Annotated in this window: 19 protein-coding genes and 1 tRNA gene; 7 read left to right on the top strand and 13 right to left on the bottom strand. The window is 63.9% G+C overall.

Annotation, left to right across the window (positions count from 1 at the left end; genetic code table 11):
• Positions 1–12: 12 nt before the first annotated feature.
• Genes X907_RS09425 through cysG form a run of 5 tightly spaced genes read right to left on the bottom strand, consistent with a single transcriptional unit; the run spans position 13 to position 5,469 of the window.
• Positions 13–1,032, bottom strand: coding sequence for a cysteine synthase A (locus X907_RS09425; RefSeq protein WP_127567379.1), 1,020 nt, complete (start codon positions 1,030–1,032; stop codon positions 13–15).
• Between the two features lie 11 nt (positions 1,033–1,043).
• Complete coding sequence (locus X907_RS09420; protein WP_179951432.1) at positions 1,044–2,147, bottom strand: phosphoadenylyl-sulfate reductase; 1,104 nt, start codon at positions 2,145–2,147, stop codon at positions 1,044–1,046.
• The gene (locus tag X907_RS09415; protein WP_127567375.1) at positions 2,137–3,768 is read right to left on the bottom strand and encodes a nitrite/sulfite reductase; all 1,632 of its coding nucleotides are present in this window, start codon (positions 3,766–3,768) and stop codon (positions 2,137–2,139) included. The genes X907_RS09420 and X907_RS09415 overlap by 11 nt, the downstream gene beginning before the upstream one ends.
• Before the next feature lie 4 nt (positions 3,769–3,772).
• Complete coding sequence (locus X907_RS09410; protein WP_127567373.1) at positions 3,773–4,054, bottom strand: DUF2849 domain-containing protein; 282 nt, start codon at positions 4,052–4,054, stop codon at positions 3,773–3,775.
• Positions 4,051–5,469: a siroheme synthase CysG gene (gene cysG / locus X907_RS09405; RefSeq protein WP_127567371.1), complete on the bottom strand. Its 1,419-nt coding sequence runs from the start codon at positions 5,467–5,469 to the stop codon at positions 4,051–4,053. The genes X907_RS09410 and cysG overlap by 4 nt, the downstream gene beginning before the upstream one ends.
• A 107-nt stretch (positions 5,470–5,576) precedes the next feature.
• Between cysG and X907_RS09400 the strand changes: the two genes are divergently transcribed.
• The 6 genes from X907_RS09400 (at position 5,577) to X907_RS09380 (ending at position 9,760) form a co-directional block, all read left to right on the top strand.
• On the top strand, positions 5,577–6,467 hold the full coding sequence (locus X907_RS09400; protein WP_127567369.1) for a LysR substrate-binding domain-containing protein: 891 nt from the start codon (positions 5,577–5,579) through the stop codon (positions 6,465–6,467).
• Positions 6,448–6,786, top strand: a complete 339-nt coding sequence (locus X907_RS14780; RefSeq protein WP_373870269.1) for a DUF6746 family protein — start codon at positions 6,448–6,450, stop codon at positions 6,784–6,786. Before X907_RS09400 ends, X907_RS14780 begins: the two co-directional genes overlap by 20 nt.
• A 125-nt stretch (positions 6,787–6,911) precedes the next feature.
• Positions 6,912–7,973 (top strand): cytochrome-c peroxidase, encoded by a 1,062-nt coding sequence (locus X907_RS09395; RefSeq protein ID WP_170175519.1) that lies wholly within the window; start codon positions 6,912–6,914, stop codon positions 7,971–7,973.
• Positions 7,974–7,983: 10 nt separating this feature from the next.
• Positions 7,984–8,601: a MotA/TolQ/ExbB proton channel family protein gene (locus tag X907_RS09390; RefSeq protein WP_127567365.1), complete on the top strand. Its 618-nt coding sequence runs from the start codon at positions 7,984–7,986 to the stop codon at positions 8,599–8,601.
• Entirely contained in the window at positions 8,598–9,008 is a 411-nt protein-coding gene (locus X907_RS09385; protein WP_170175518.1) for an ExbD/TolR family protein, read from the top strand. Before X907_RS09390 ends, X907_RS09385 begins: the two co-directional genes overlap by 4 nt.
• 5 nt (positions 9,009–9,013) lie before the next feature.
• A complete protein-coding gene (locus X907_RS09380; RefSeq protein WP_127567361.1) occupies positions 9,014–9,760 on the top strand; it encodes a TonB family protein in 747 nt (248 codons plus the stop codon).
• A gap of 22 nt (positions 9,761–9,782) precedes the next feature.
• On the opposite strand, the gene X907_RS09375 is transcribed toward X907_RS09380, so the two are convergent.
• From X907_RS09375 to X907_RS09355, 5 genes are all read right to left on the bottom strand, one after another.
• Positions 9,783–12,308 (bottom strand): TonB-dependent receptor plug domain-containing protein, encoded by a 2,526-nt coding sequence (locus X907_RS09375; protein ID WP_127567359.1) that lies wholly within the window; start codon positions 12,306–12,308, stop codon positions 9,783–9,785.
• A gap of 312 nt (positions 12,309–12,620) precedes the next feature.
• A complete protein-coding gene (locus X907_RS09370; RefSeq protein ID WP_127567357.1) occupies positions 12,621–13,229 on the bottom strand; it encodes a hypothetical protein in 609 nt (202 codons plus the stop codon).
• 947 nt (positions 13,230–14,176) lie between these two features.
• Positions 14,177–14,267 (bottom strand) — tRNA-Ser (locus X907_RS09365).
• 126 nt (positions 14,268–14,393) lie between these two features.
• The gene (locus X907_RS09360) at positions 14,394–15,080 is read right to left on the bottom strand and encodes a hypothetical protein (RefSeq protein WP_127567355.1); all 687 of its coding nucleotides are present in this window, start codon (positions 15,078–15,080) and stop codon (positions 14,394–14,396) included.
• 61 nt (positions 15,081–15,141) lie between these two features.
• A complete protein-coding gene (locus X907_RS09355; protein WP_233352280.1) occupies positions 15,142–16,896 on the bottom strand; it encodes a peptidoglycan-binding protein in 1,755 nt (584 codons plus the stop codon).
• A 203-nt stretch (positions 16,897–17,099) separates the two neighbouring features.
• Between X907_RS09355 and X907_RS09350 the strand changes: the two genes are divergently transcribed.
• A complete protein-coding gene (locus X907_RS09350; protein WP_127567353.1) occupies positions 17,100–18,176 on the top strand; it encodes an Mrp/NBP35 family ATP-binding protein in 1,077 nt (358 codons plus the stop codon).
• A 3-nt stretch (positions 18,177–18,179) separates the two neighbouring features.
• Here the strand turns inward: X907_RS09350 and X907_RS09345 are convergent, their stop codons facing one another.
• From X907_RS09345 to X907_RS09335, 3 genes are read right to left on the bottom strand one after another with little or no spacing between them, the layout of a single operon-like run.
• A complete protein-coding gene (locus X907_RS09345; RefSeq protein WP_127567351.1) occupies positions 18,180–19,115 on the bottom strand; it encodes an alpha/beta fold hydrolase in 936 nt (311 codons plus the stop codon).
• On the bottom strand, positions 19,115–19,987 hold the full coding sequence (locus X907_RS09340) for an alpha/beta fold hydrolase (protein ID WP_127567349.1): 873 nt from the start codon (positions 19,985–19,987) through the stop codon (positions 19,115–19,117). The genes X907_RS09345 and X907_RS09340 overlap by 1 nt, the downstream gene beginning before the upstream one ends.
• Positions 19,984–20,742, bottom strand: coding sequence for a TetR/AcrR family transcriptional regulator (locus tag X907_RS09335; protein WP_233352279.1), 759 nt, complete (start codon positions 20,740–20,742; stop codon positions 19,984–19,986). The genes X907_RS09340 and X907_RS09335 overlap by 4 nt, the downstream gene beginning before the upstream one ends.
• Positions 20,743–20,780: the final 38 nt, after the last annotated feature.

The raw sequence follows: 20,780 nt of genomic DNA, 5'->3' as shown, positions 1-20,780 counted from the left end.
CCTCAACTCGTGTCAGATGGCGTTGCGCGCGGTATTGCCGCTGTCCGTCCAGGGTGGGACGGGCAGGCTGCGCGCGGCGAGATAGTCCGGATTGAACAGCCGGCCCGCATAGCGCGCACCGGAATCGCACAGCAGGGTGACAATCGTCCTGCCGGGCCCCAGCGCGCGCGCCAGCCGGATCGCTCCGGCAATGTTCACGCCCGCCGATCCGCCCAGCGACAGCCCCTCATTTTCGACCAGATCGAACAGGATGGGCAGAAACTCGGCATCCTCAATGCGATAGGCATGGTCGGGCTTGAAGCCCTGCAACTGGCCGGTAATGCGGCCGACGCCAATGCCTTCGGTGATCGACGATCCCTCGCCTTTAAGCTCGCCCCGGGTGAAATGATTGTAGAGCGCGCTGCCCGACGGATCGGCAAGGCCGATGGCGATGTCCGGCTTCTTCGCGCGCAGCGTGCGGGCAATGCCGGCGAGGGAACCGCCCGTGCCGACCGCGCAGATAAAGCCGTCAATCGCACCGCCGGTCTGGCTCCAGATTTCCTCGCCTGTTGTGGCGGCGTGGAAGGCAGCGTTGGCGGGATTATCAAACTGGTTGGCCCAGAACGCGCCTTGAGGTGTTACGGCCAGTTCCTCGGCGAGGCGCCGCGAGACATGGACAAAATGGTGCTCGCTGGAAAACGGTGCCGGGTCGACCTCGATAATGCGCGCGCCCGCCGCGATGAGCGCGTCTTTCTTCGCCTGGCTTTGCGTGCGCGGCATGACGATCAGCGTTTTATAGCCGAGCGCGCGGCCCACAATGGCAAGCCCAATGCCGGTATTGCCGGCCGTGCCTTCCACAATGGTGCCACCGGGTTTCAGCGCACCGGATTTTTCCGCCGCGCGCACCAGCCCCAGCGCGGTGCGGTCCTTCACCGAGCCGCCCGGATTGAGAAACTCGGCCTTGCCAAAAATCTCGCAGCCCGTGGCGCGTGAGGCCGCCTCAAGCCGGATCAGCGGCGTATTGCCGATAAGGTCGATAATCTGGCCTGTCATGCGCGTCCCGCCTATCCGATAAGGCGCACGGCCCGCTTGCGCGCCGCATCTGCCCGCGCCGTGCGGACCGGATCGAAGATACCACACTCGCTGCGATCCGAACCGGGCCAGCGCCCGTCGCGTGCATGTGCGCCTGATGAGGGCGCGGTGCAAGGCCAGCACCCCACAGAGGTGTAACCCTGTGAGCTGAGCGGATGGGCGGGCAGCTTCATCTCGCGGTAGAGCGCAGCAATATCGGCAGGGGCCAGCCCGGCGACCGGATTGATTTTCACCCGCTCGCCATCGAACTCGAAGGGCTGCAAAGCCTGCCGTCCGCCGCCATGGGCACGCTTGCGCCCGGTAATGACCGCGTCAAACCCTTCCAGCCCGGCATTGAGGGGGCGCACCTTGCGCAGGTCACAGCAGGCTTCGCCATCGCGCTCAAACAGCTTGCCATCATTGTCTGCGGCGCGCGCTTCGGCCGGATCAGGCGTGAGGATGCGCACATCCTCAAGGCGCAGATGCGCCACCAGCTCGTCGCGATAGCTGAGCGTCTGGGGGAAATGGCGCTGGGTGTCGAGGAAGACCACCGGCACCGAGCGGTCCACCTGCGCCAGCAAAGCCAGCCCCAGCGCCGCCTCGATCCCGAAGGAGGAGAGCATGGCGATCCGCCCCTCAAACACCTCCACCGCGACGGCAATGATGGTCTCCGGCACGGCATCGCCATATTGCTGGTTCAGCGCCTCAACTTGCGCCTTGCGGATTGCCAGCGCGCGCGCACGATAGGCAGGCACCCGGTCATTGGCGCCTTTGGCGAGCCCTGGCTGGTAGGCATGGGTAAAGCTGGTCCTGGCCCAGCGCGGCGAGCCGTCATCCGGCGCGATCACGTCAAACCCGGTGCGGGTGAGGTAATCCTTCTGATCGGGCAGGATGTCGCCCGTCGCGCGCAATTCACCGGCAAACCCGCTCTCACGGATCAGCGCTGCCAGCGAATAGCCGCGCCCGTCCTTGAACGCCGGGAAGCGAATATCAATGGCCTGTGCGCTGCGCGCTGCCTCCAGCGCCGCGTCCGGCGTGGTGGCGGTATCGATCTCCACGCGGGCCAGCCGGGGCGTTGCTGCGCTATCATTGCCCATAGACGGCCTCCTTGAAGGGTTCGAACCCGATGCGGGCCAGGGTGTGGGTAAAGGTTTCATCATCCCCGCGTTCGCGGCGGAAGACGCCGACGCAAGCGGCCACAGCCTCCACGGCCTCGTCCGGCGTCAGGCCGGGGCCGAGTATCTTGCCGATGGCCGCGCCGTTATCGGCCACGCCGCCGAGTGTGAGCTGGTAGACCTCATCGCCCTTCTTATCGACGCCCAGCAGGCCGATATTGGCGATATGGTGATGGCCGCAGGCATTGATGCAGCCGGAAATCTTGATGGTGAGGTCTTGCGTATCCTCATCCAGCCCCCGGTCGATCAGGGCTGCTGACAGGGCCTGCGCCACCGGAATCGAGCGCGCATTGGCCAGGCTGCAATAATCGAGGCCCGGGCAGGTCACGATATCGCTGGCCAGCCCGGCATTGGCGGTGGAAAGCCCGGCCTCGCGCAGACCCTCATAAATCGCGGGCAGGTGCGCCGCGACGGCATGGGGGATGACGAGATTCTGCTCCTTGGTGACGCGGATTTCGCCATCCGCATAGCGCTCGGCGAGGAAGGCGACGGCATCCATCTGTTCAGCAGTGGCATCGCCCGGCGAACCGGCGCGGGGTTTCAAGGAGATCACTACGATGGCCCGGCCCGGTACTTTGTGCGGCTTCACATTGATGGCCCGCCAGCGGGCAAAGCCCGGCGCATCGCTCACCCCTTCAGGCCGGTCCACAGGGGAAGGCTCTGGGAAGAAGCTGGTAATGCGCGCAGCCTCCTCGGCCGGCACGGCGAGATCACGCCCGCGCAGCTGGCGGTACATCGCTTCCACTTCGGCCGTGAAAGCCTGCGCGCCCATGGTTTCCACGAGGATCTTGATGCGGGCCTTGTAGATATTGTCGCGCTGCCCGGCGAGATTATAGACGCGCATAATTGCGGTCAGATAAGCCAGCAGCTCGCCCTTCGGCAGGAAGTCACGCAGCTTTACCGCCACGCGCGGCGTGCGGCCCTGACCGCCGCCTGCATGCACCTCGAACCCGGTCTCACCGGCCTCATTCTTCACCAGCTTCAGCCCGATATCGTGCACGCCAATGGCGGCGCGATCAGCGTCCGAGCCCGTCACCGCGATCTTGAACTTGCGCGGCAGGAAGGTGAATTCGGGGTGGAAGGTGGACCATTGCCGGATCAGCTCGCACCAGGGGCGCGGATCTTCCACCTCGTCCTGTGCTGCACCGGCAAACGGGTCGGTCGTGGTGTTGCGGATGCAATTGCCCGATGTCTGGATGGCGTGCATCTCCACATCGGCAAGCTGTTCCAGAATTTCAGGAATATCGACCAGCGCCGGCCAGTTATACTGGATGTTCTGGCGCGTGGTGAAATGGCCATAGCCCTTGTCGTAATGGCGCGCGATATGGGCCAGAACCCGCATCTGGCGCGCATCCAGCGTGCCATAGGGGATGGCCACGCGCAGCATGTAGGCGTGCAGTTGCAGATAGACCCCGTTCATCAGGCGCAAGGGCTTGAACTGGTCTTCGGTGAGCGCGCCGGAGAGACGCGCGCTTACCTGCTCGCGGAACTCCTCCACGCGCTCTGTGACTATCGACCGGTCAATCTCGTCATAACGATACATCGGCCTAGCGCTCCCCGGCGTAAAGCAGGCTGGTGCCGGTGGTGGGGCCTTTCAGCCGTATCGCCTCGCGCACATGCTTGCGCCCGCCCGGTTGTTCGCCGTCGAGCTCGATGAGGTAAGGCGCGACCACGGTGAGAATGTCGCGCAGCGCCGCGTTCAGCGCCGGTTCGGCGGCCTTCTCATCGCCAAAGCGTTCCGCCTCGATCAGGGACGGCGTCCAGATGCCGTCGGCGCGGCGGTAGACGACATGGCCATCGGTCAGCCGGTTTGCGGTGATCGCTCTCATGCCGCCGCCTCCAGCTCTGCCTGACGGGCGAGGCCGGAGATCATCTCCGGCGCGCGCGCCACGACCTCGCCAATGACGATCACGGCCGGGCCCTTGATCTCATGTGCTTCGATCAGGGCGGGAAGCTCTGACAGCGTGCCGGACACGCTGCGCTCTTCCGGCAGGGAGCCATTCTCGATAATGGCCACCGGCGTATCGCCGCTGCGTCCCGCCGCGATCAGCTTCGCGCTAAGAACGGCGGCAGTGGCCACGCCCATATAGACAACGAGGGTATGGCGGGCGCTGGCGAGGCTGCGATAATCCAGCTCCGGCCCGTCCGCCTTGGGCTGGCCGGTAACGAAGGTGACGGCCTGCGCCGCCTCGCGGTGGGTGAGAGGGATTTGAGCGGATGCCGCGCAGGCGAGCGCGGCTGAAATGCCCGGCACCACCTCGACTTCGATACCCGCAGCGCGCACCGCCTCGGCTTCCTCGCCGCCGCGGCCAAAGATGAAGCTGTCCCCGCCTTTCAGGCGCACGACGCGCAGGCCCTTGCGGGCCTCCTCGATGAGGATGTCGCCAATACGCTCCTGCGGCACGGAGTGATGGCCCCGGCGCTTGCCCACATCGATGCGGCGCGCATCACGGCGCGCGCGCTGCAGGATCGCTTCCGGCACCAGCCGGTCATGCACGATCACATCGGCGTCGCGCAGCACGCGCACGGCCTTGAGCGTCAGGAGTTCAGGATCACCCGGCCCGGCCCCGACGAGAAAGACCCGGCCCGGCTCTGCCTTGCCGTCACGAAAGCGGTCCAGCGTGGCGATCAGGGCGCGCGAGGTGCCGGGGCCATCGCCCGCATCGGCGCGTGCTGCCGCTTCGCCACGCAGCGCACTTTCCCAGAAGCGGCGGCGCTCATCGACGGTTGGCAGTGCGTTACGCACCGTATCACGCAAGGCGTTGGCGCTGCGGGCGAGAATACCCACGCCGGGCGCGACCAGCCCCTCCAGCGCTGAACGTATATCACGCACCAGCACGGGCGCAGCCCCGCCGGTGGAGAGCGCAATCGTCACAGAGCCCCGGTCCACGAGCGCGGGCGTATAGAAATCGCAGAGCGGCAGATTATCGACCACATTGACCAGAGCGCCGGCCCGGCGTGCCCGCGCGGCAAGGCGGGCGGCACGGGCTTCATCCTCCAGCGCGATGAACACGAATTTCGCACCGGAAAAAGCGCCAGGCGGTACAAACCGTCCCGGGAGGATACGGGCTCCGGTTTCGCCATCGATAGCGGGCAGGGCTGTGACGGTTTTTGCCGCCGGGCGCCAGATCAGCTCGCTGGGTGCGCTGGCAAACAGGCGCAGTTTGGCACGGGCAGCCTCGCCATCACCGATAACGATGACGCGGGCGCCCTTCAAGGGAATGGCAGGCAGGAACTGGTCCATAAGGCGTGGTCCTTCAGATCTGGATGACCAGCCTAAAGCGCTATGGATTGTTTTCTCCAATCAGTTATTCTGCCTCTATCGGATAGATTTTCTTTTGTTGGTTTGCCATGGCCGCTCTGCCTCCTCTCAATGCCCTGCGTGCCTTCGAGGCCGCTGCCCGCCGCGGCAGTTTCGCTGCCGCAGCCGGAGAGCTGAACGTGACGCCCGCGGCCATCGGCCAGCAGGTCCGCCAGCTTGAGGCGCTGATCGGCTCTGCCCTGTTCGAGCGTGAGGGGCGCACCTTGCGCCTGACCGAGCGGGGCGGGGCAGCGCTGGACCGGCTGAGCCGGGCATTCGAGCTGATGGGCGAGGCGAGCGCCGCCATGCGCGAGAGCAAGCGGGCCGCGCGGATCATTCTGGCTCTGCCGTTCGACATGGCAAGCCTCTGGCTCGCTCCGCGTCTTGCAGCCCGCAGCTCTGCCCCCGGCCTGGAGATCATCACCCGCGATCCACTCACCGCGTTGGACGAAGGGGCAGACCTCGCCATCATACGCAGCGCCGATACCCCCACGGGGCAGGACAGCCAGCTCCTGCTGCGCGAGACGCTGAGCCCGCTGGCGGCACCGGCGCTCGCCCGCCAGATCCGCACGCCGGCCGATCTCGAAACCCTGCCTCTCATTGCCGATACCAGCATCCCGCTTGGCTGGACGGAATGGCTGGCGCGGCGCGGCGCTTACGGCATCGCCGTGCAGCCGGCCTTCATCACGGACGGGACAGGCCCGGCCATGGCTCTGGCAGAGGCGGGGGCAGGACTGGTGCTGGGCCGCAAGCTGCTGGTCGCCAGCGCCGTGAACGAGGGGCGGCTGGTCAGCGTCTTTGCCGATGGCGACATGCCGGACGGGGAAAACTACTGGCTCGCCTTCGCGCGCGGCCGCAGGCGGTCGGATGCCGTGAACCTGTTTGCTGCCTGGTTCCGCGCCGAAATAGCCGGAGCCGTCGATGCGGCCGACGAGCTATAGCCTCCTGAATCCGGCCGTCCGGGTGCTGTCAGACGCGCGTGAATGGGTCTCGCTGTGGCAGGAGCGTCGGCCCACATCTCTGAACGGACCTGCCGTAAAACTCTCCGGCCCGGATCATGGAGAGGGCCGATTAGGCGTCCCGCTCATCCGGCCGCGTGCAGCCGGCGGGTCGGCGGAAATCGCGCGCCTGGCAGATGCGCTGGAAGAGGTGCATCTCGCGTCCGAGCTATGGGATGACGAGACAGTGCGCAAGCAAGGCGCGGTGTTTGTCGACGGAGTGCGCGCAACTTGCCCGAATAACCGCCGGCCGAGGCCATGAGTGCGGCGAGTTGGCTGGCCCTGCCTTATGTGTTTGCATCTCATTCGCAATATTGATAACCCGCGGCGATGCCATTCCTTCGTGTCTCCCTCAGCCTCGCGGTTGCGACGATGATGATTGCCGGTTTGGCGCTGGCCAAGCGCAACGGTGTGCCCGAAGGGGACCAGATGACGTGTGGTCCGCAGCATTGCCTGGCTGGCCAGACTCTCCGGGAAAGCTATGCCGGTCCGGTAGAGACCTGGCCCACTCCTTGGGGCGAGCCAGGCATCCCGATCCTGGAAATGGCAGCGGTTTCCCGGCAGGCGCCCCGGCGCGGGACGCCTGCGGCGCGGCTTGGTGAGCGTCTGTTTCATGATCCGCGGCTGTCGGGGTCGGGTCAGATCAGCTGCGCGAGTTGCCATAGCCCGGAGCTCGCCTTTACCGATCGGGTGCGGACCTCGTTCGGCCATAACCGCCAGCGCACGCGCCGCAATGCCCCGACCCTTCTCGATAAGGCTGATCAGCCGCTATTTCACTGGGATGGCCAGGCCGCAAGCCTGGAGGAGCAGGCACTGCTGCCCATTCTCGACCCCGGTGAAATGGCCGGTGAGCGTGCGGACATCGAAGCATGGCTCAATGCCGATCCGGACTACCGCGCCTTCTTTGCCGAGGCTTTCGGCCCGCTTGACCAGATCCGCCTTGAAGACGTGGCACGCGCGCTCGCGGCCTTCCAGCGGACGCTGCACCAGACCACGGATTTCGACCGTTTCATGTCGGGCGAGCGTGATCGCCTGGACGATCAGCAGATACTGGGCCTGCACCTGTTCCGAACCACGGCGCGCTGCATGAGCTGTCATATGGGCCCGCGCCTGACGGATGACCGGTTCCACAATATCGGGCTGCATTTCTATGGGCGCGCGCTGGAAGATACCGGACGGGCGGCGATCACGGGCCGGCCCGAAGATAGCGGGACTTTTCTTACGCCCAGCCTGCGGCATGTTTCCCGGACCGGGCCATATATGCACAACGGAATCGTGCCGGAACTGGCGGGTGTCATCGCCATCTACAACGTAGGCGGCCCGCGCCCGCGCCCCCGGCCGGACCAGCTGGACGATCCATTTTTCCCTACTCCGAGCGAGCTACTTGAGTCGCTCGATCTCAGCCCGGAAGAGCGCTTGGCGCTCGAAGCCTTCCTCAGAGCACTGTGATCAGATCAACATGACATATCCAGAAAACCTGCCGCTCGTGATTGCGTTTATCCCCCTGGCTCTGTGTTCCATAGCGGCCACAGCCATTATTGCCGAGCGGGCGCTCGTGTTCGCGCGGCTGAGACGGCCAAGGGCGGTGGTGGAGCGCCTTGCCGCGCGCTCGTCAGACGCGCTCGCTCCGGCCGAGCTTGAGGCAGCTGCCGCCAAGGGTGGGTTCTGTTCGGCAGCGATTGCGGCGCTCGCCGCCCATAGCGGCCGGGCCAAGCCATTGCGGGATGAAGCCGCGACGATCGCGCTGGCTGAATGCGCCGCTCCGCTGACGGCCCGGCTGAACGGGCTGGCAACAATCGCGGCGCTGGCGCCCATGCTCGGCCTGCTGGGCACGGTCACCGGCATGATGTTCGCCTTTCAGGCCATGGAAAGCCATGCCGGTCCGGTTGAACCTGCGGTAATTGCGGGCGGGCTATGGCAGGCCATGATCACGACGGCAGCGGGCCTGATCATTGCCGTGCCCTGTCTGATCGCCCATGCCTTCTTCCGTTCGGCCGCCCGTGCCCGGATTGCTCGCGCCGAGCGGTTGCTCTCGCGCTTTTCTCTGGCTCTGGAGACGGGGGGCGAACACCCATGATCCGTCTGAACGAAACGGCATCCGGCGCGGGGGAAGAGGGCAGCTCGCCGCCGCTGGCACCCATGGTCGACGTGCTGTTTCTATTGCTCGTCTTCCTGATGCTTACAGCCAATGCTGCGCCGTTGGCGGCCGGTATCGCCACGCCCCACTCCGACATCGCCCGGGCCATGACGGCAGACCCCGCCGTACTGGAGGTCCAGGAGGCGGGCTGGCGCTTCGAAGCCCAACGACTGGAAGACGACGGAGCACTCCGGGCGGCACTGACAACTGTCCGCGCTAACGATCCTGAGCGGCCGCTGGTCATCGCCATTGATGCTGCTGCTCCGGCGCAGCGCCTTCTGGATGCACTGGACATCGCCAGTTCCGCCGGGTTCGAGGGCGCAGAGATATCCGTACGGAGGCGTTGATCTTCATGCCGCCCCGGCCGCGTCACACTCTGTCTGTACTCATTGCCCTGTCGGCTACCGCTCATGCCACCGGCACGGCCCTCTTTCTGACGGGGTACGGCGAAAAACCACCCGCTGAACCGGCCGCCTATGTCATAGCGCTGGGTTCAACGGGCGCGGCGCCAGGCGCGCAGCCGGTGCAGCCACCGGAACTGGAAATGGCGGCCGAGCCGACACCTGAACGGGTGGAGGAGGCAGTGCCGGAGCCTGTGCCGGAGCGGCCTGCTCCTGAATCTGCTGTCGAGCGCGCGCCGGATACGGTCAGCGCCACGCGAGACCAGGGAGAGGAGGCCGCCGAAGCCGCAGCGGCAAACCCGGTGCCAGTTCCAGGCGCGGATGTGCAAACAGGTGAGGCTGTGCAGTCCCCGCTGCCGGACACGCAAGGAGAGAGCGACCAGACCGGCCGCCGTGCGCTTGCAGACCATGACGGTCTGGTTCTGGCGGCTCTCGCCAATGCCCGCCGCTACCCGCCACGCGCGCGGATCAACCGTGTCGAAGGTGCAGTTGGTGTTATGTTCGAGATTGATCGGAACGGGCGCGTGCGTGAAAGCGCGGTGACACAGTCGTCGGGTTCGGGAGAACTCGACCGCGCCGCGCTTGATCAAATTGCTCGCGCGGCACCATTTCCGCCGGCGCCGGAGAGCGTACACTGGCACACCCGGCGATATGTTACCGAAATACGCTTCTCCCTGCGGCAAGGGCCGGACCGCTGATTGGCGGTCCGGCCTGCCAGGTTTAGAAGGCGTAGTTCATGCCCAGCCAGATGCTGCGTCCCCGTTGATAGGGGAAGGTTGACGTTACATCGGTGTAGGGCAGCGCCTCGAAGAGGTTGGAGATACGTGCTTCCACACGCGCCTGCCCGGCACCTGCAGGCATGGGAAGGCGGTATTCCGCGTTCAGGTCGACGCGCGTGGTCGATGGACGGACACTGTCCTCCCATACACGGTAGCGTACACTATCGATTGTTTCGAACTGGCTCGTGCTGGCGATCGTCTCGTATTCGCCCAGCCAGGAAACCCACACGGTGGTCCGCAATCTTTCACCGAACCAGTCCGACTGGAGGCTGGCATTCGCAGCCAGCGGACGGGCAAAGTTTTCCCGCTGAGCGATGTTCTCCAGCTCCGCCCGCGACATGATCTGGCCATTATAGACCAGCAGTTCGGCCTCCTTGGCTTCGAGATCGACCGTGTCGAAATAATCTCCGAAATTGGTGGTCGTCTCTGTCCAGGCGAAGTTGAGGGTCAGGGCGTGGTTGCGCCACCCGGCCACATATTCAGCTGTGAAGCCAAGATGGTCGGTGCGCCCGTCATTGGATGGTAGCCAGACCCGGCGCTCATAGGTGCCGCCCTGACCATCGGACTCTTCGAAAACTTCCTGAGGCAGGCGGGCAAACTGGTCTCGATGTTCGCGATAGACTGCCTTGAGCCGGCCGACCCCGATCCAGACAGGGATGGTCAGCGCCGCCGTTGCCTCGTCACTGTAGGGCGTGCTGAGTTCGGCCATGCGATGCCCAACCTGCACATTGTGCGAGGTCAGAGTCCAGTCGTCCAGACTGAAGACGAGGGAGCCACCCTCCGTCTGGCCTGTCCGGTCATAGATATACAGATCGGGGTATTGGGCGCGGATGGCGTAACCCACCATGTTCTGGCCATAATAACGGTTCAGCCCGCCGCTGAGCGTCCAGCTGTTGGGCAACTCCCAGGATGCGCTGAGCCGTGGTGCGACGTTGTGATTGTCGAGGAAATCATTCCACGAATAGCGCAGGCCGGCGCGTATCTCGAAGGGCCCTTGCGCGCGCCGGTATTCCGCCCATAAGGCGCGGCGCTGGAAGTCCACCTGCGCCTCATAGGCCGGGCGAAGCTGAAGCGTCGTCAGGGCGATCTCTCCATCGATACATGCCGGATCAGCCGCCGAGGCGCATACCGTAAGCGGATTGTATGAGCCTCTGAGGTAAGCATGGTGATCGGTCTGGCGTTCGCGGAAGGCGTCGGTGAAGGCCAGTTCCACGCCGCCATTCAGTGTGCCGCCGGCGAGGGGCCGCGAGAAATCAGCTTCAAGCGTCAGGTCACGCTGATACTGATCAAGATCGCCGCCGCCGCCCTCGGTGCAGCTGCTCGCTGTGCAGAAATCGATGCTCGGCGCGGCCGAACTCCAGTTGAAATTGGCCGGCGGCGCCCGGCGCGTCATGTCCGCGTCCGCGTAGGATAGGCGCACTCTCCAGTCCGTATCGTCTCGCCGGCCTTCGGCTTGTCCCCAAACAGTCAGGCCGCCGCCTTGCGTGCGGACCAGATTGTCCCGGCCATTGGGTGACGCTGCCTCGCTTTCATAGGGGCTGTAGACGAGGCTGCCCGTCAGGCGCAGATTCTCCCGCGCGCGGAGCACACCTTTGATCAGCCAGGTCTCCGACAGCGCGCTGCGCCCCACCATCTCTCCACCGTAATTGGTACCTTGCCGGTAATCGACCCGGGCTTCATTGCGGCCATAGCTGATGAGCGCTTCGGCACGGTCGGACAGGGGAATGTCAATCGAGGCGTTGAAGCGCCATTTGTGGAATGAGGGTGGCACGTCGGCACGGTCGAGGTCCGCCTCGTCATTGTAGATATAGTTGACCAGGTTGTCGTCCTCATACCCGAAGCGGATCCGGCCGCCGAAGCGGCGTTCCGGCTCCCGGATAACCGCATCAACCACGCCGCCCGTGAAGTCACCATAACGCGCCGAGATATTGGAATCCTGGACTTCCAGGCGCTGGATCAGGCTCGGGTCCACGAAGATCGTCTGGGCCGCAGCTCCGCTGGTTTCAAACCAGTTGAGCGCATTATCATTGGTGACGTCATGCACGCTGTTCACGCCCACACCGTCGAGCCGGATATTGTTGTCGTATATGGGGCCGCCCGAGATCGAGATGTCGGACGGACGAAGGTCGAGGAGATCGTCGCGGCTGACCGAGCGCTGATTGATGTCAAACTGAATACCCGGCACCAGCCGCAGAGCATCAAGCATATCAGGCTCGCCGCTCTCGTGATCGCGGATCGAGCGTTCACCCACTATTGTCCGGCCAGTATCGATCGGGTCGAAGCCACCATAGCTTCCGGCTGACGGTGCCGTATCGACCACCTCTACTGGCTGAAGCGGAACCTCGCGATCAGTTGTCGATCCGCGGCGCTCCTGTGTTTCGGAATGTTCAGGCTCGGCTTGCTGGCCCGCTGCCGTTCCAGCCAGCCCTGTCGCCAGGGCCAATGCGGCCAAAGATACGTATTTCATCAGGTTCAATCCCCTCTACCGGTTACGAGGGGTTTAGCTAGTAACGAGAATCATTCTCATTCGCAACGCATGGAAAACAGCCGGGCATGCGTGGCGGTTTTGATCTCGTCACAATGCACCAAGTGTCACCGATCACGGGGTGGGGTCACAGGCAATACAACTGACGCCGCCGCCGCGCCTGCTGGCCTGCGCCGGGCACATAACTCTTTCACGGCAGGCGAGGGCAATAATGGCAGCGGTCTCCGTCAGGCTGGCGCTGTGCCAACTTTCTATCAGTCACAGCCGTCGTGGCCGTCTGGATATGATCGGGTCTCAGCCTTGGGATTCTATCGCTGTGATCGCCAGTTGGACCATGGCTTCAATAGCCGTGGACGCGTCCTGGGCACGCTCGCCATGGTCTGAGGTCTGGATGCGGAATTGCGTATTCGGATCGGCTTGCCAGACAATTCCTGTCCAGGTGCGTCCATCGACCGCGGCCCCGGAGATGAACTCGGCAGGGTAGCCCGCAAAGCTGCTGCTCAATTCCCGGTTCTCGGCCAGCCGCACCCCCACGCCATACTCGTGATCATCGACCTGGACCGTGCCCGTCCGCGCCGAGCTGAATGCGTAACTGATTCCGTCTTGGCAGACCGCCATCACCCTTGAACCCCACAAGGTTTCCGGAATTTCGATCAGAACGCCATTTGCAAACATGGGCATATGACCATGTGTTGCCCATTCCTGTGCGTGGCAACCGGTCGCGTCCAACACTGTTTCCAGCAAAGGATCCCGGTACGTGTTTGCGTGGGTCTGGACACGGGCGAGCGCAATCTCGTCCACGGTGTCCGCCCTCAGTGCAGGGGGGGTAGCGAGTGAAGCGGGAAGGCAAATCGAGAGGCTGATGGCGAAAACACCACCAGTGAACATTGCTTTTCTGTTCATCTAGAAGCTCCTTCGATAACAAATATCCGCCCATGGGTTTCCACTTGAAATATACTCGTCTCCACAATTCTTCTCCAGCCATAGGCGTAGTCTGGATTGATGCACTTAACTCCGTGTACGATACTGCAAATACTAGCGATTGATTGCAGTGCGCTTGTGGCTGCCGGTCCAGAGAGATTTTGACTATATTGCTCTGCCCAGTATGATCCGATCCAATCGCTTCATATTCAAATTAAAGTAAAGAATCTGGGATAGATGTTTATTTACCATGCGTGCTTCCTGCGCATGAGATCAATAATATTGATGAAAATGCCGCGCATCTTATAGGCATTATCATTCAATATTCATGGGTTGAGCATTTTCACAGGCATTAATCTGTATCGCGAATAAGTCGCATTGTTAAATTGGTCCGGGCCAGAATCCCGGCTCGCATGCCAACAAGCGGGGTGCTCTTCTGAAACTGAGGCTGGAACCTGGTTTCCAGGTAGACGTATCGTGGGCGGCACCAACCGTTGGCGCTCCTCATCAAGATTGCCAACCGGCGCGCGGTTTGCTGATCAGAGGCGCATCAGGCACGAAAAGTGAAAGTGCAGGGCGGGAGTGTCTCTGTTTGAAGTGTAAGCACTACGCTTCTTGCAGGGGCCGCGCTTCTCAAACTGCCCCTATCAGACGCTGCGCGGCCGGAGCCTTGCGCTGCGCCTCACCTTCAAGATCGGTGCGCAGGCTGATCCAGATCGTGGCGCACTTTTCCACTCGCTGCTAGCACTTCGGCGCCCGCCGGAAGAGATTAAACGTGCTCCCACGCCGGGTGATAATCATCGCTCCGAGCCGCAAATGTGCAGCAAAATGTTTAGCAGATCGCGATGTCAGAGATCGAACGGGAAGGCTAATGTTGAGAAACTGTTGTTGAAATCCGCGCCTTATCGGTGCGTCTTGCTTGGGAAATCTGGCGGAGAGGATGGGATTCGAACCCACGATACCCTTTTGAGGTATACTCCCTTAGCAGGGGAGCGCCTTCGACCACTCGGCCACCTCTCCACTGGCCGGTTTAGCCGCTAAGGCAAAGCGCGATCAAGCCTATATATCTGCCATGGCTGTCAAAGCGCCGGCGGGACACGCGCGGTGCCCCGCCTGATCATCCACCCTCAAGGCCCGGCCAACAGGCTAGTAGCGCCTGCAGGAGCTGGTGGTGAACACCCCGCCGATATAATCCTCGCAATCACGCGCGCGCCGGTAGGGCGCGTAGTGACGGGGCGGATAGCCATGTCCATGGCCATAACGGCGATGGCCGGGGACGATGATGGCCGGCGGGCAGTCCGGGCAGATCTGGGCCATCTGCACACGCACGTCAGCGAGGCGGTAGGAGAGGCTCTGGAACCGCTCCTGTGCGATCTGCCAGTCGGCGGCCGAGCGCTGGCAGTAACCCTCATTATAGCGGTTCTGATACATGCAGGCGGCATAGGCCTGACAGGACGAGGTGGATGCCCGGTAGGACGCGTCCAGATCGACCTCGAAGGTGCGTACCAGATCAATGGTGGGCGTGGAGGGGCCGAAAGGCGGACGGATGCTCACATCCTCGCTGCGGCTTGAGGACTGGCTGGAATGGCTGTCGACATAGCTTCCCGGCCAGGGGGCGAGTATCCAGTTCGACGTCCAGTGCGAGGGCGTCACCACGGTGCGCGCCTCGTTGCGCAGGCGGTTATACTCCTGCGTCAGGCTGCCGATATTGCAGATGCGCTCCGCGGTTTCGAGTGCGTGAATATCGCGCGCCGGGACCGATTGCTGGGGTGCTGCGCAGGCGGCCAGCAGTGACAAGCTCACGAGAGAGGCTGAAATCCGGACCAGGCTCATGGCGTACATCCTTCAACTTGTGTTTGGCGCAAAGGCCCCGGCAGTGATTGCGAAGCCATCGTCAGCCCCCCTGGAAGCGCTCGGCCTCAAGGCAGCCGGGCGGTAGAAGATCAATGTCGGGGAGGCGCACATTGCGGTCTTCCCATTCGAGATAGAAAAACCCTCCGCCCTCGATGGCGGCCGAGCGGATGCGCTCGGAGATGGTTTGCCAGCGCGCGCGGGGGGAGGGCAGGCGGTTATACTCCGGGCTCGCCCGCCAGCGGCGCGCAACCGGATGGCCCAGCCGGGCCGCCTCGGCCAGATAGGATTCGGCGCGCTCGAAATTCTCGATAATGCCGCACAGATTATAGCTGCCGAGCACGGCGCCGGTCCCGTAGATGATGGCGAGGTTGAAATAGGCATCCGGGTCATTGCGCCGGGCGGCGGTCTCCAGCCATTCCAGCGCCAGATCGGTGTTCTGCTCCACGCCCAGCCCCGTGGCGTACATGATGCCAAGCGTGTTCTGCACGCTGGCCTCCCTTGCGGTCTGGGCGGAATGGCAGATCAGCAGGGTGGTCTGGCGCGGGGTGAGCGCGCCCGTCTCGTCAAAGCCCAGCTCGCGCTGGAAGCCACGCACCGCCTCGCGCGTTTCCGGGCCGTAATAGCCGTCAACCGCACCTGAATGATAGCCAAGCGAAGCGAGCGCGCGCTGGCGCAAGGACAGGCGGATAACCTCGCCAATACCGTCCGGACCGAAGCGTGAGATGCGCCGCAGGCTCGATCCGTCCAGCGAGCTCTGGCACTGCACGGTGTGCGCCTGCAGCCGCCGCTGGGCCATCAGGGAGGCCTGCGCCCCGAAGACGCGGCCCCAGTCAGAAGCGCGGCGCCAGTTCTGCATTGCAAGATCAAGCGCGGTGGGCGCCGGCTCGAAACTGCCATGGCGCAGATAGGTATAGCCGTCGCGGTAGCCGCCGGGGCAGAACCCGTCATATTCGCTGTCCCAGACGCACTGGACATCGCTGCGGGCCAGTTCTGCATCGCCCAGCAGGAGCCAGTAGCGCGCGCCTTCGGCATATAGCCGTGCGGCGTTCTCGCGTGACATGCACTCGAAGGAATCCCGCTCGGGATCGATGAACAGCGCGGCGCGGGGGCGGCGATCATCATTGTCGTCATAGCCGCACAAATCCCAGCGCACATACCAGGGCCGGGGCGGGTATGTGCCGCCGCGCGACCGGATGTCGTCAATGTTGAGCCGGATTACCCGCTCGATCGTGGCGGCATCGCGCTGAGGCAGGAAAGGGTAGGTCTCACGCAGGCTCATCGGGCGGCGCTCGACCACGAGAAGACGGTAGAGCACCAGCTCTGCTTCATATTCGAGCATGCCGCGTGCCGCGGAGAACCTGTCGGTTCCAACAGGGATCAGTGTTTCAGTAACGCCAGGACAGTTGATGTTCTCGCCCTGGCGCTGGCGCAATGAGCGGCCGCTGACGGCAGTGGCCGTGTATGGCGGAAGACTATCCAGAGTGGCCGCGCCAAATGCCGTGAAGCTGGATGACTGGCTGCGGCGGTCCCGGTAGCGTGACGGCACCCGGATAGGTGCCGTGTCCACGTAGCGGCTCTGGCCTTCGCGCAAGCACGCGTCAGCAACCGCCGTGCGCAGCAGGAAACGGTCGATCTGGCAGGGTTTGAAACTGCCCGGCCGGTCGCTGCAGGGCCACATCACATAGCCCGCGATCAGGATGATGACGAGCAGGACGATGACCGACAATAGCACGACCATAGGACTGACCGGGTCGTCCTGCCGCCGCGAATACCGGGATTCACCCTCCCTCGACATATTGATTCGCACTCCCCTCCCAAACACCGTAGCTGGCGTTTCCCCTCAGCCCGCACACGGTAATCATCTGTTAACCATAACCGTGCGGGCAGTGGTCCGAAAGGGGAAACGCACGAACGCTCGAATTGATCCTGAAAAATTAACCATAATGACAGCGGCCACTTCCGGTGGATGCGCGAGCCTGGCTGGTTTATGAGCAGGCCATGCAGGACGATTCAGCCCGTACTCTCCGCCACACCCTCGAAACGCAGTTTCCCGAGGTGAGCGCACGCGTTTCCGCGCTCGATGTGCGCTCAGGCATAGCCACCATCATCCTCTCTCCGCCTGCGCATGCTGACGGCGGCGATGAGGCGGGGCTACGCAGCCGCGTTGAAACGGCTCTGCTGGCACTTGATGGCATTGAGCGGGTGAGGGTCATCGTGGAAACCGAACGCCAGCCTGCGGCTGCTACCAAACGCAGTGCTCCTGCCCGTGCGAAAGCGCCGGCCGGGCTGATTATCGCCGTTGGCTCGGGAAAGGGCGGGGTCGGCAAGTCGACCGTGGCGGCCAATCTGGCCGGTGCGTGTGTCAGGCTGGGGCTGCGCACCGGGCTGGTGGACGCCGATGTGTTCGGGCCCAGCGCGCCGCGCCTCTTCGGCCTCACGGATGCGCCGGGCCTGCGCAAGACAGATGCCGGTATTGAGCCGCTTCGCGCCCACGGCGTGAAGCTGGTTTCGACCGGGTTTCTGGTGGGAAGCCGCGAGCCGGTCGTCTGGCGCGGCCCGATGGTGACGGGCGCAATCCGACAGTTCCTGACCGAAGTGGACTGGGATGGCGGTGATGGCCCTCTGGACGTTCTCATCATCGACATGCCGCCCGGCACTGGCGATGCCCAGCTTGCCATCGCGCAAGGCGTGCCGATCAGCGGCGCGGTGATCGTCTCCACGCCGCAGACTGTGGCGCTGGACGATGCGCGCAAGGCAATGGCCCTGTTTGAGCGTACCGAAATCCCGGTGCTCGGCATGATCGAGAATATGAGCTTCTTCCTGTGCCCGCATTGCGGAGAGGGAAGCGAGATTTTCGGGCGCGGCGGCGTGCGCGCAGAGGCGGAGATGATGGGCGTGCCGTTTCTGGGCGAGATACCGCTTCACCCGTCCTTGCGGGTTGCCAGCGATGAGGGCCGCCTTGTCGCGCTGGAAGACGGGCCGCTGGCCGGTGCGTTTGAACGCGCCGCCAGCGCCATGCTGGAGACGGCCCGGACCGCGAACCGCCCGGCGCCGGAAATCGTGTTCGAGGGGTAGGGCTTACTCCCAGCCAATACCCTCAAGAAACGCCCGCACATCGGCTGACGTCTCGGCCGGGTATTCCTCCATCAGCGCATGGCCAGCGCCGTCATAGGTAACAAGGCGGGCATCGGGCATGACGTTTTCAAAGCGCGCGCCGTGGCTCGCCGGAACAACTGTGTCCGCCGTTCCCCATAATATGAGGGCAGGGGCGTCTATGGTGGCGAGCACGGGTTCCGGGTCGGGCAGGGTGAATTGCTGCAGCCGGGCAATGAGGGCTTCACCGATGCCGGGCTGGCGCATCATCTGGCCGATCTGGGCGATACGTTCCTCGGTCAGGCGTGACGGGTCGCCGTATAATGTCTGCGTGGCCATGCGGATACCGGCATCCGGGGCGAGGCGCAGATAGAGCTGTACCGGGACGGGCACCTCTACGGGCTCGTCTCCGACATTATTGATCGAGTAGCCGCCGGGGCTGACCAGAACGAGGCCTGCGACGCGTTCAGGATGGGCGGCGGCATAGCGCCATGACACCAGCCCACCCAGCGAGCTGCCGCCGATGACAAATCTGTCCAGTTCTAGCGCGTCCAGAAGTTCGGCGACCTGGGCTGCCGTGTCTTCGTTGGAATAGGCGCCATCAGGATGCGGGCCGGTGACCCCGTGGCCGGGCAGGTCAAAGCGGATGACGCGGTAGCTGTCAGAAAGGGCCTCGGCCCAGCCGTCAAAGCTCTCCAGAGAGTGCGAAAAGCCGTGGATGAGGACGATGGCAGGCGCGCCTGCAGGGCCGTCCTCGCGCACCCGCCAGCTCATGCCGGCGGCGTCCACCATGCGCTCCCCGGCAGATGGGGCAGGGGGCTCGGCCGGTTCGGGCGTGCGGGTCAGCCAGGCGAAGAGCGCGATGGCGGCAACGCCCAGCAGGAGGAGTATGCCGAGAAGGGTGAGAAGAGCGTTGCGCATCAGTCGGTATCTCTCAGAAACGCGTCAATCGCGTCGCGGGCGTGAGTTTCGGTCAAGAGAGGCGCGTGGCCAACGCGCGGCACTTCAACACCTGTAAAGCGCGGGTGACGTTTCCCCATCGCCTGGAAAACCTCCGGCGAGAGCAGATCGCTGATCGCGCCGCGTATCCCCAGTACCGGCACCGGCGACAGAGCATCGAACAGCGGCCACATATCGGGCGGCGCTGCGCCTTCCGGTTCGCGGAAAGGTGCGGCTATAGCGGGATCGTAATCCAGCTCGACCCGTCCATCCGGCATTTCACGGCAGGTGCGCCGGGCAAATGCCAGCCAGAATGCCTCGCCTGTTTCGTCGGGGAAGGCCTCGCCATTGACGGCGCGCACGGCGGCGGCGGCTTCCTGCCAGCTATCCATAGGACCCTTGGCCCGGCCGACATATCCCGCAATGCGATTGAGGCCTGCCGGGTCCAGCTCAGGGCCTATATCGTTCAGTACCGCGCCTGCCACCATGTCCGGGCGCATCGCAGCCGCGATCATGGTCATGATGCCGCCCATCGAGGTGCCCACCGCAACGAAGCGCTCAATGCCTTCCTGATCGAGCAGGCCGAACAGATCCTCGACATAGACCTGCGGGCTATAGCTTTCGGGTGGTGTGCCCCGGTCTGACAGGCCCCGCCCGCGCACATCAACGGCGATGACGCGGCGTCCTGATGCCGCTATGCGCGGCGCGACTTCCTCGAAATCCTTGCTGTTACGGGTCAGGCCGTGCAGGCAGACCACCGGCAGGGCGCCGCTGGGCTGGTCAGGCTCATAGTGACGAAAGGCGGTCCTGATGCCGTCAGGCGCCGTATGGAAGTGCTGGGTAAACCCGCTCATGTATTGTCAGCTCCGCCATTCTTTTGCGCCCGTGAGCGCTCCTGCAGGTACAATATGCCAGCGGCGATGAAGCCGGGCATGCGCTCGTGGACGCTGGCGATGTCCGATGACTTGCAAAGGCCCTTCGACAGCACATCTATCCGGCCCGTCTGCGCGAAGGTGAGCACCAGCACGCCCGACAGGAAGTGATAGCTCCAGAACAGGTCTTCTTCCGTGCAGTCCGGGATTTTCGGACGCAGCGCTTCGAGAAACCGGATCACGATGGGATCGAAATACTTGTTCATCACCGCCGCGCCCCATTCGGGCGTATTGGTGATCTGGCCGATCAGCGCAAAATAGCTCTTCCAGCCTGGCCCGCCATTGGCGGTGCGGTCCAGCAGGGGGTGGGTGAAGGCGTTGATGATCTCCTCCACCGTCGGGCCATCAGGGCCTGCCTTGGCCTCCAGCTCTTCGAGTTCTTTCAGGCGGATGGCGTTCAGCTCGGTGGCGCGCCGCAGCAGCACCTCGTCGAACAGCTCGCGCTTGCCGCCGAAATAATACGTCACCAGCGCGGGATCGGCGCCTGCCTTGCGTGCAATTTCGCGCACGGTCACGGCGTGAAATCCGGTCTCGGCGAAGAGCGATTCTGCGGCGTCCAGCAGGGATGCGCGGGTCTTTTCGCCGCGGCGGTTCTGCGGACGGGTTCTGGTACGGGTTGCCATGGCCCGACTTTTAGCCGGTTCGCCGCGCGCGTCGATGGCAATCTGTTGCCGCATAGCCTCACTCCTCAGACGATGGATCGCTTCGAGTGTGA

This window comes from Glycocaulis alkaliphilus (assembly GCF_004000605.1).
GTDB classification, from domain to species: Bacteria; Pseudomonadota; Alphaproteobacteria; order Caulobacterales; family Maricaulaceae; genus Glycocaulis; species Glycocaulis alkaliphilus.
This window is presented reverse-complemented; position numbering and strand designations above follow the sequence as displayed.

Excerpts from the sequence above, each read along its gene's own strand:
- X907_RS09425 (WP_127567379.1), bottom strand. The coding sequence starts at position 1,032 with ATGACAGGCCAGATTATCGACCTTATCGGCAATACGCCGCTGATCCGG.
- X907_RS09420 (WP_179951432.1), bottom strand. The coding sequence starts at position 2,147 with ATGGGCAATGATAGCGCAGCAACGCCCCGGCTGGCCCGCGTGGAGATC.
- X907_RS09415 (WP_127567375.1), bottom strand. The coding sequence starts at position 3,768 with ATGTATCGTTATGACGAGATTGACCGGTCGATAGTCACAGAGCGCGTG.
- X907_RS09410 (WP_127567373.1), bottom strand. The coding sequence starts at position 4,054 with ATGAGAGCGATCACCGCAAACCGGCTGACCGATGGCCATGTCGTCTAC.
- cysG (WP_127567371.1), bottom strand. The coding sequence starts at position 5,469 with ATGGACCAGTTCCTGCCTGCCATTCCCTTGAAGGGCGCCCGCGTCATC.
- X907_RS09400 (WP_127567369.1), top strand. The coding sequence starts at position 5,577 with ATGGCCGCTCTGCCTCCTCTCAATGCCCTGCGTGCCTTCGAGGCCGCT.
- X907_RS14780 (WP_373870269.1), top strand. The coding sequence starts at position 6,448 with ATGCGGCCGACGAGCTATAGCCTCCTGAATCCGGCCGTCCGGGTGCTG.
- X907_RS09390 (WP_127567365.1), top strand. The coding sequence starts at position 7,984 with ATGACATATCCAGAAAACCTGCCGCTCGTGATTGCGTTTATCCCCCTG.
- X907_RS09385 (WP_170175518.1), top strand. The coding sequence starts at position 8,598 with ATGATCCGTCTGAACGAAACGGCATCCGGCGCGGGGGAAGAGGGCAGC.
- X907_RS09380 (WP_127567361.1), top strand. The coding sequence starts at position 9,014 with ATGCCGCCCCGGCCGCGTCACACTCTGTCTGTACTCATTGCCCTGTCG.
- X907_RS09375 (WP_127567359.1), bottom strand. The coding sequence starts at position 12,308 with ATGAAATACGTATCTTTGGCCGCATTGGCCCTGGCGACAGGGCTGGCT.
- X907_RS09370 (WP_127567357.1), bottom strand. The coding sequence starts at position 13,229 with ATGAACAGAAAAGCAATGTTCACTGGTGGTGTTTTCGCCATCAGCCTC.
- X907_RS09360 (WP_127567355.1), bottom strand. The coding sequence starts at position 15,080 with ATGAGCCTGGTCCGGATTTCAGCCTCTCTCGTGAGCTTGTCACTGCTG.
- X907_RS09355 (WP_233352280.1), bottom strand. The coding sequence starts at position 16,896 with ATGTCGAGGGAGGGTGAATCCCGGTATTCGCGGCGGCAGGACGACCCG.
- X907_RS09350 (WP_127567353.1), top strand. The coding sequence starts at position 17,100 with ATGCAGGACGATTCAGCCCGTACTCTCCGCCACACCCTCGAAACGCAG.
- X907_RS09345 (WP_127567351.1), bottom strand. The coding sequence starts at position 19,115 with ATGCGCAACGCTCTTCTCACCCTTCTCGGCATACTCCTCCTGCTGGGC.
- X907_RS09340 (WP_127567349.1), bottom strand. The coding sequence starts at position 19,987 with ATGAGCGGGTTTACCCAGCACTTCCATACGGCGCCTGACGGCATCAGG.
- X907_RS09335 (WP_233352279.1), bottom strand. The coding sequence starts at position 20,742 with ATGCGGCAACAGATTGCCATCGACGCGCGCGGCGAACCGGCTAAAAGT.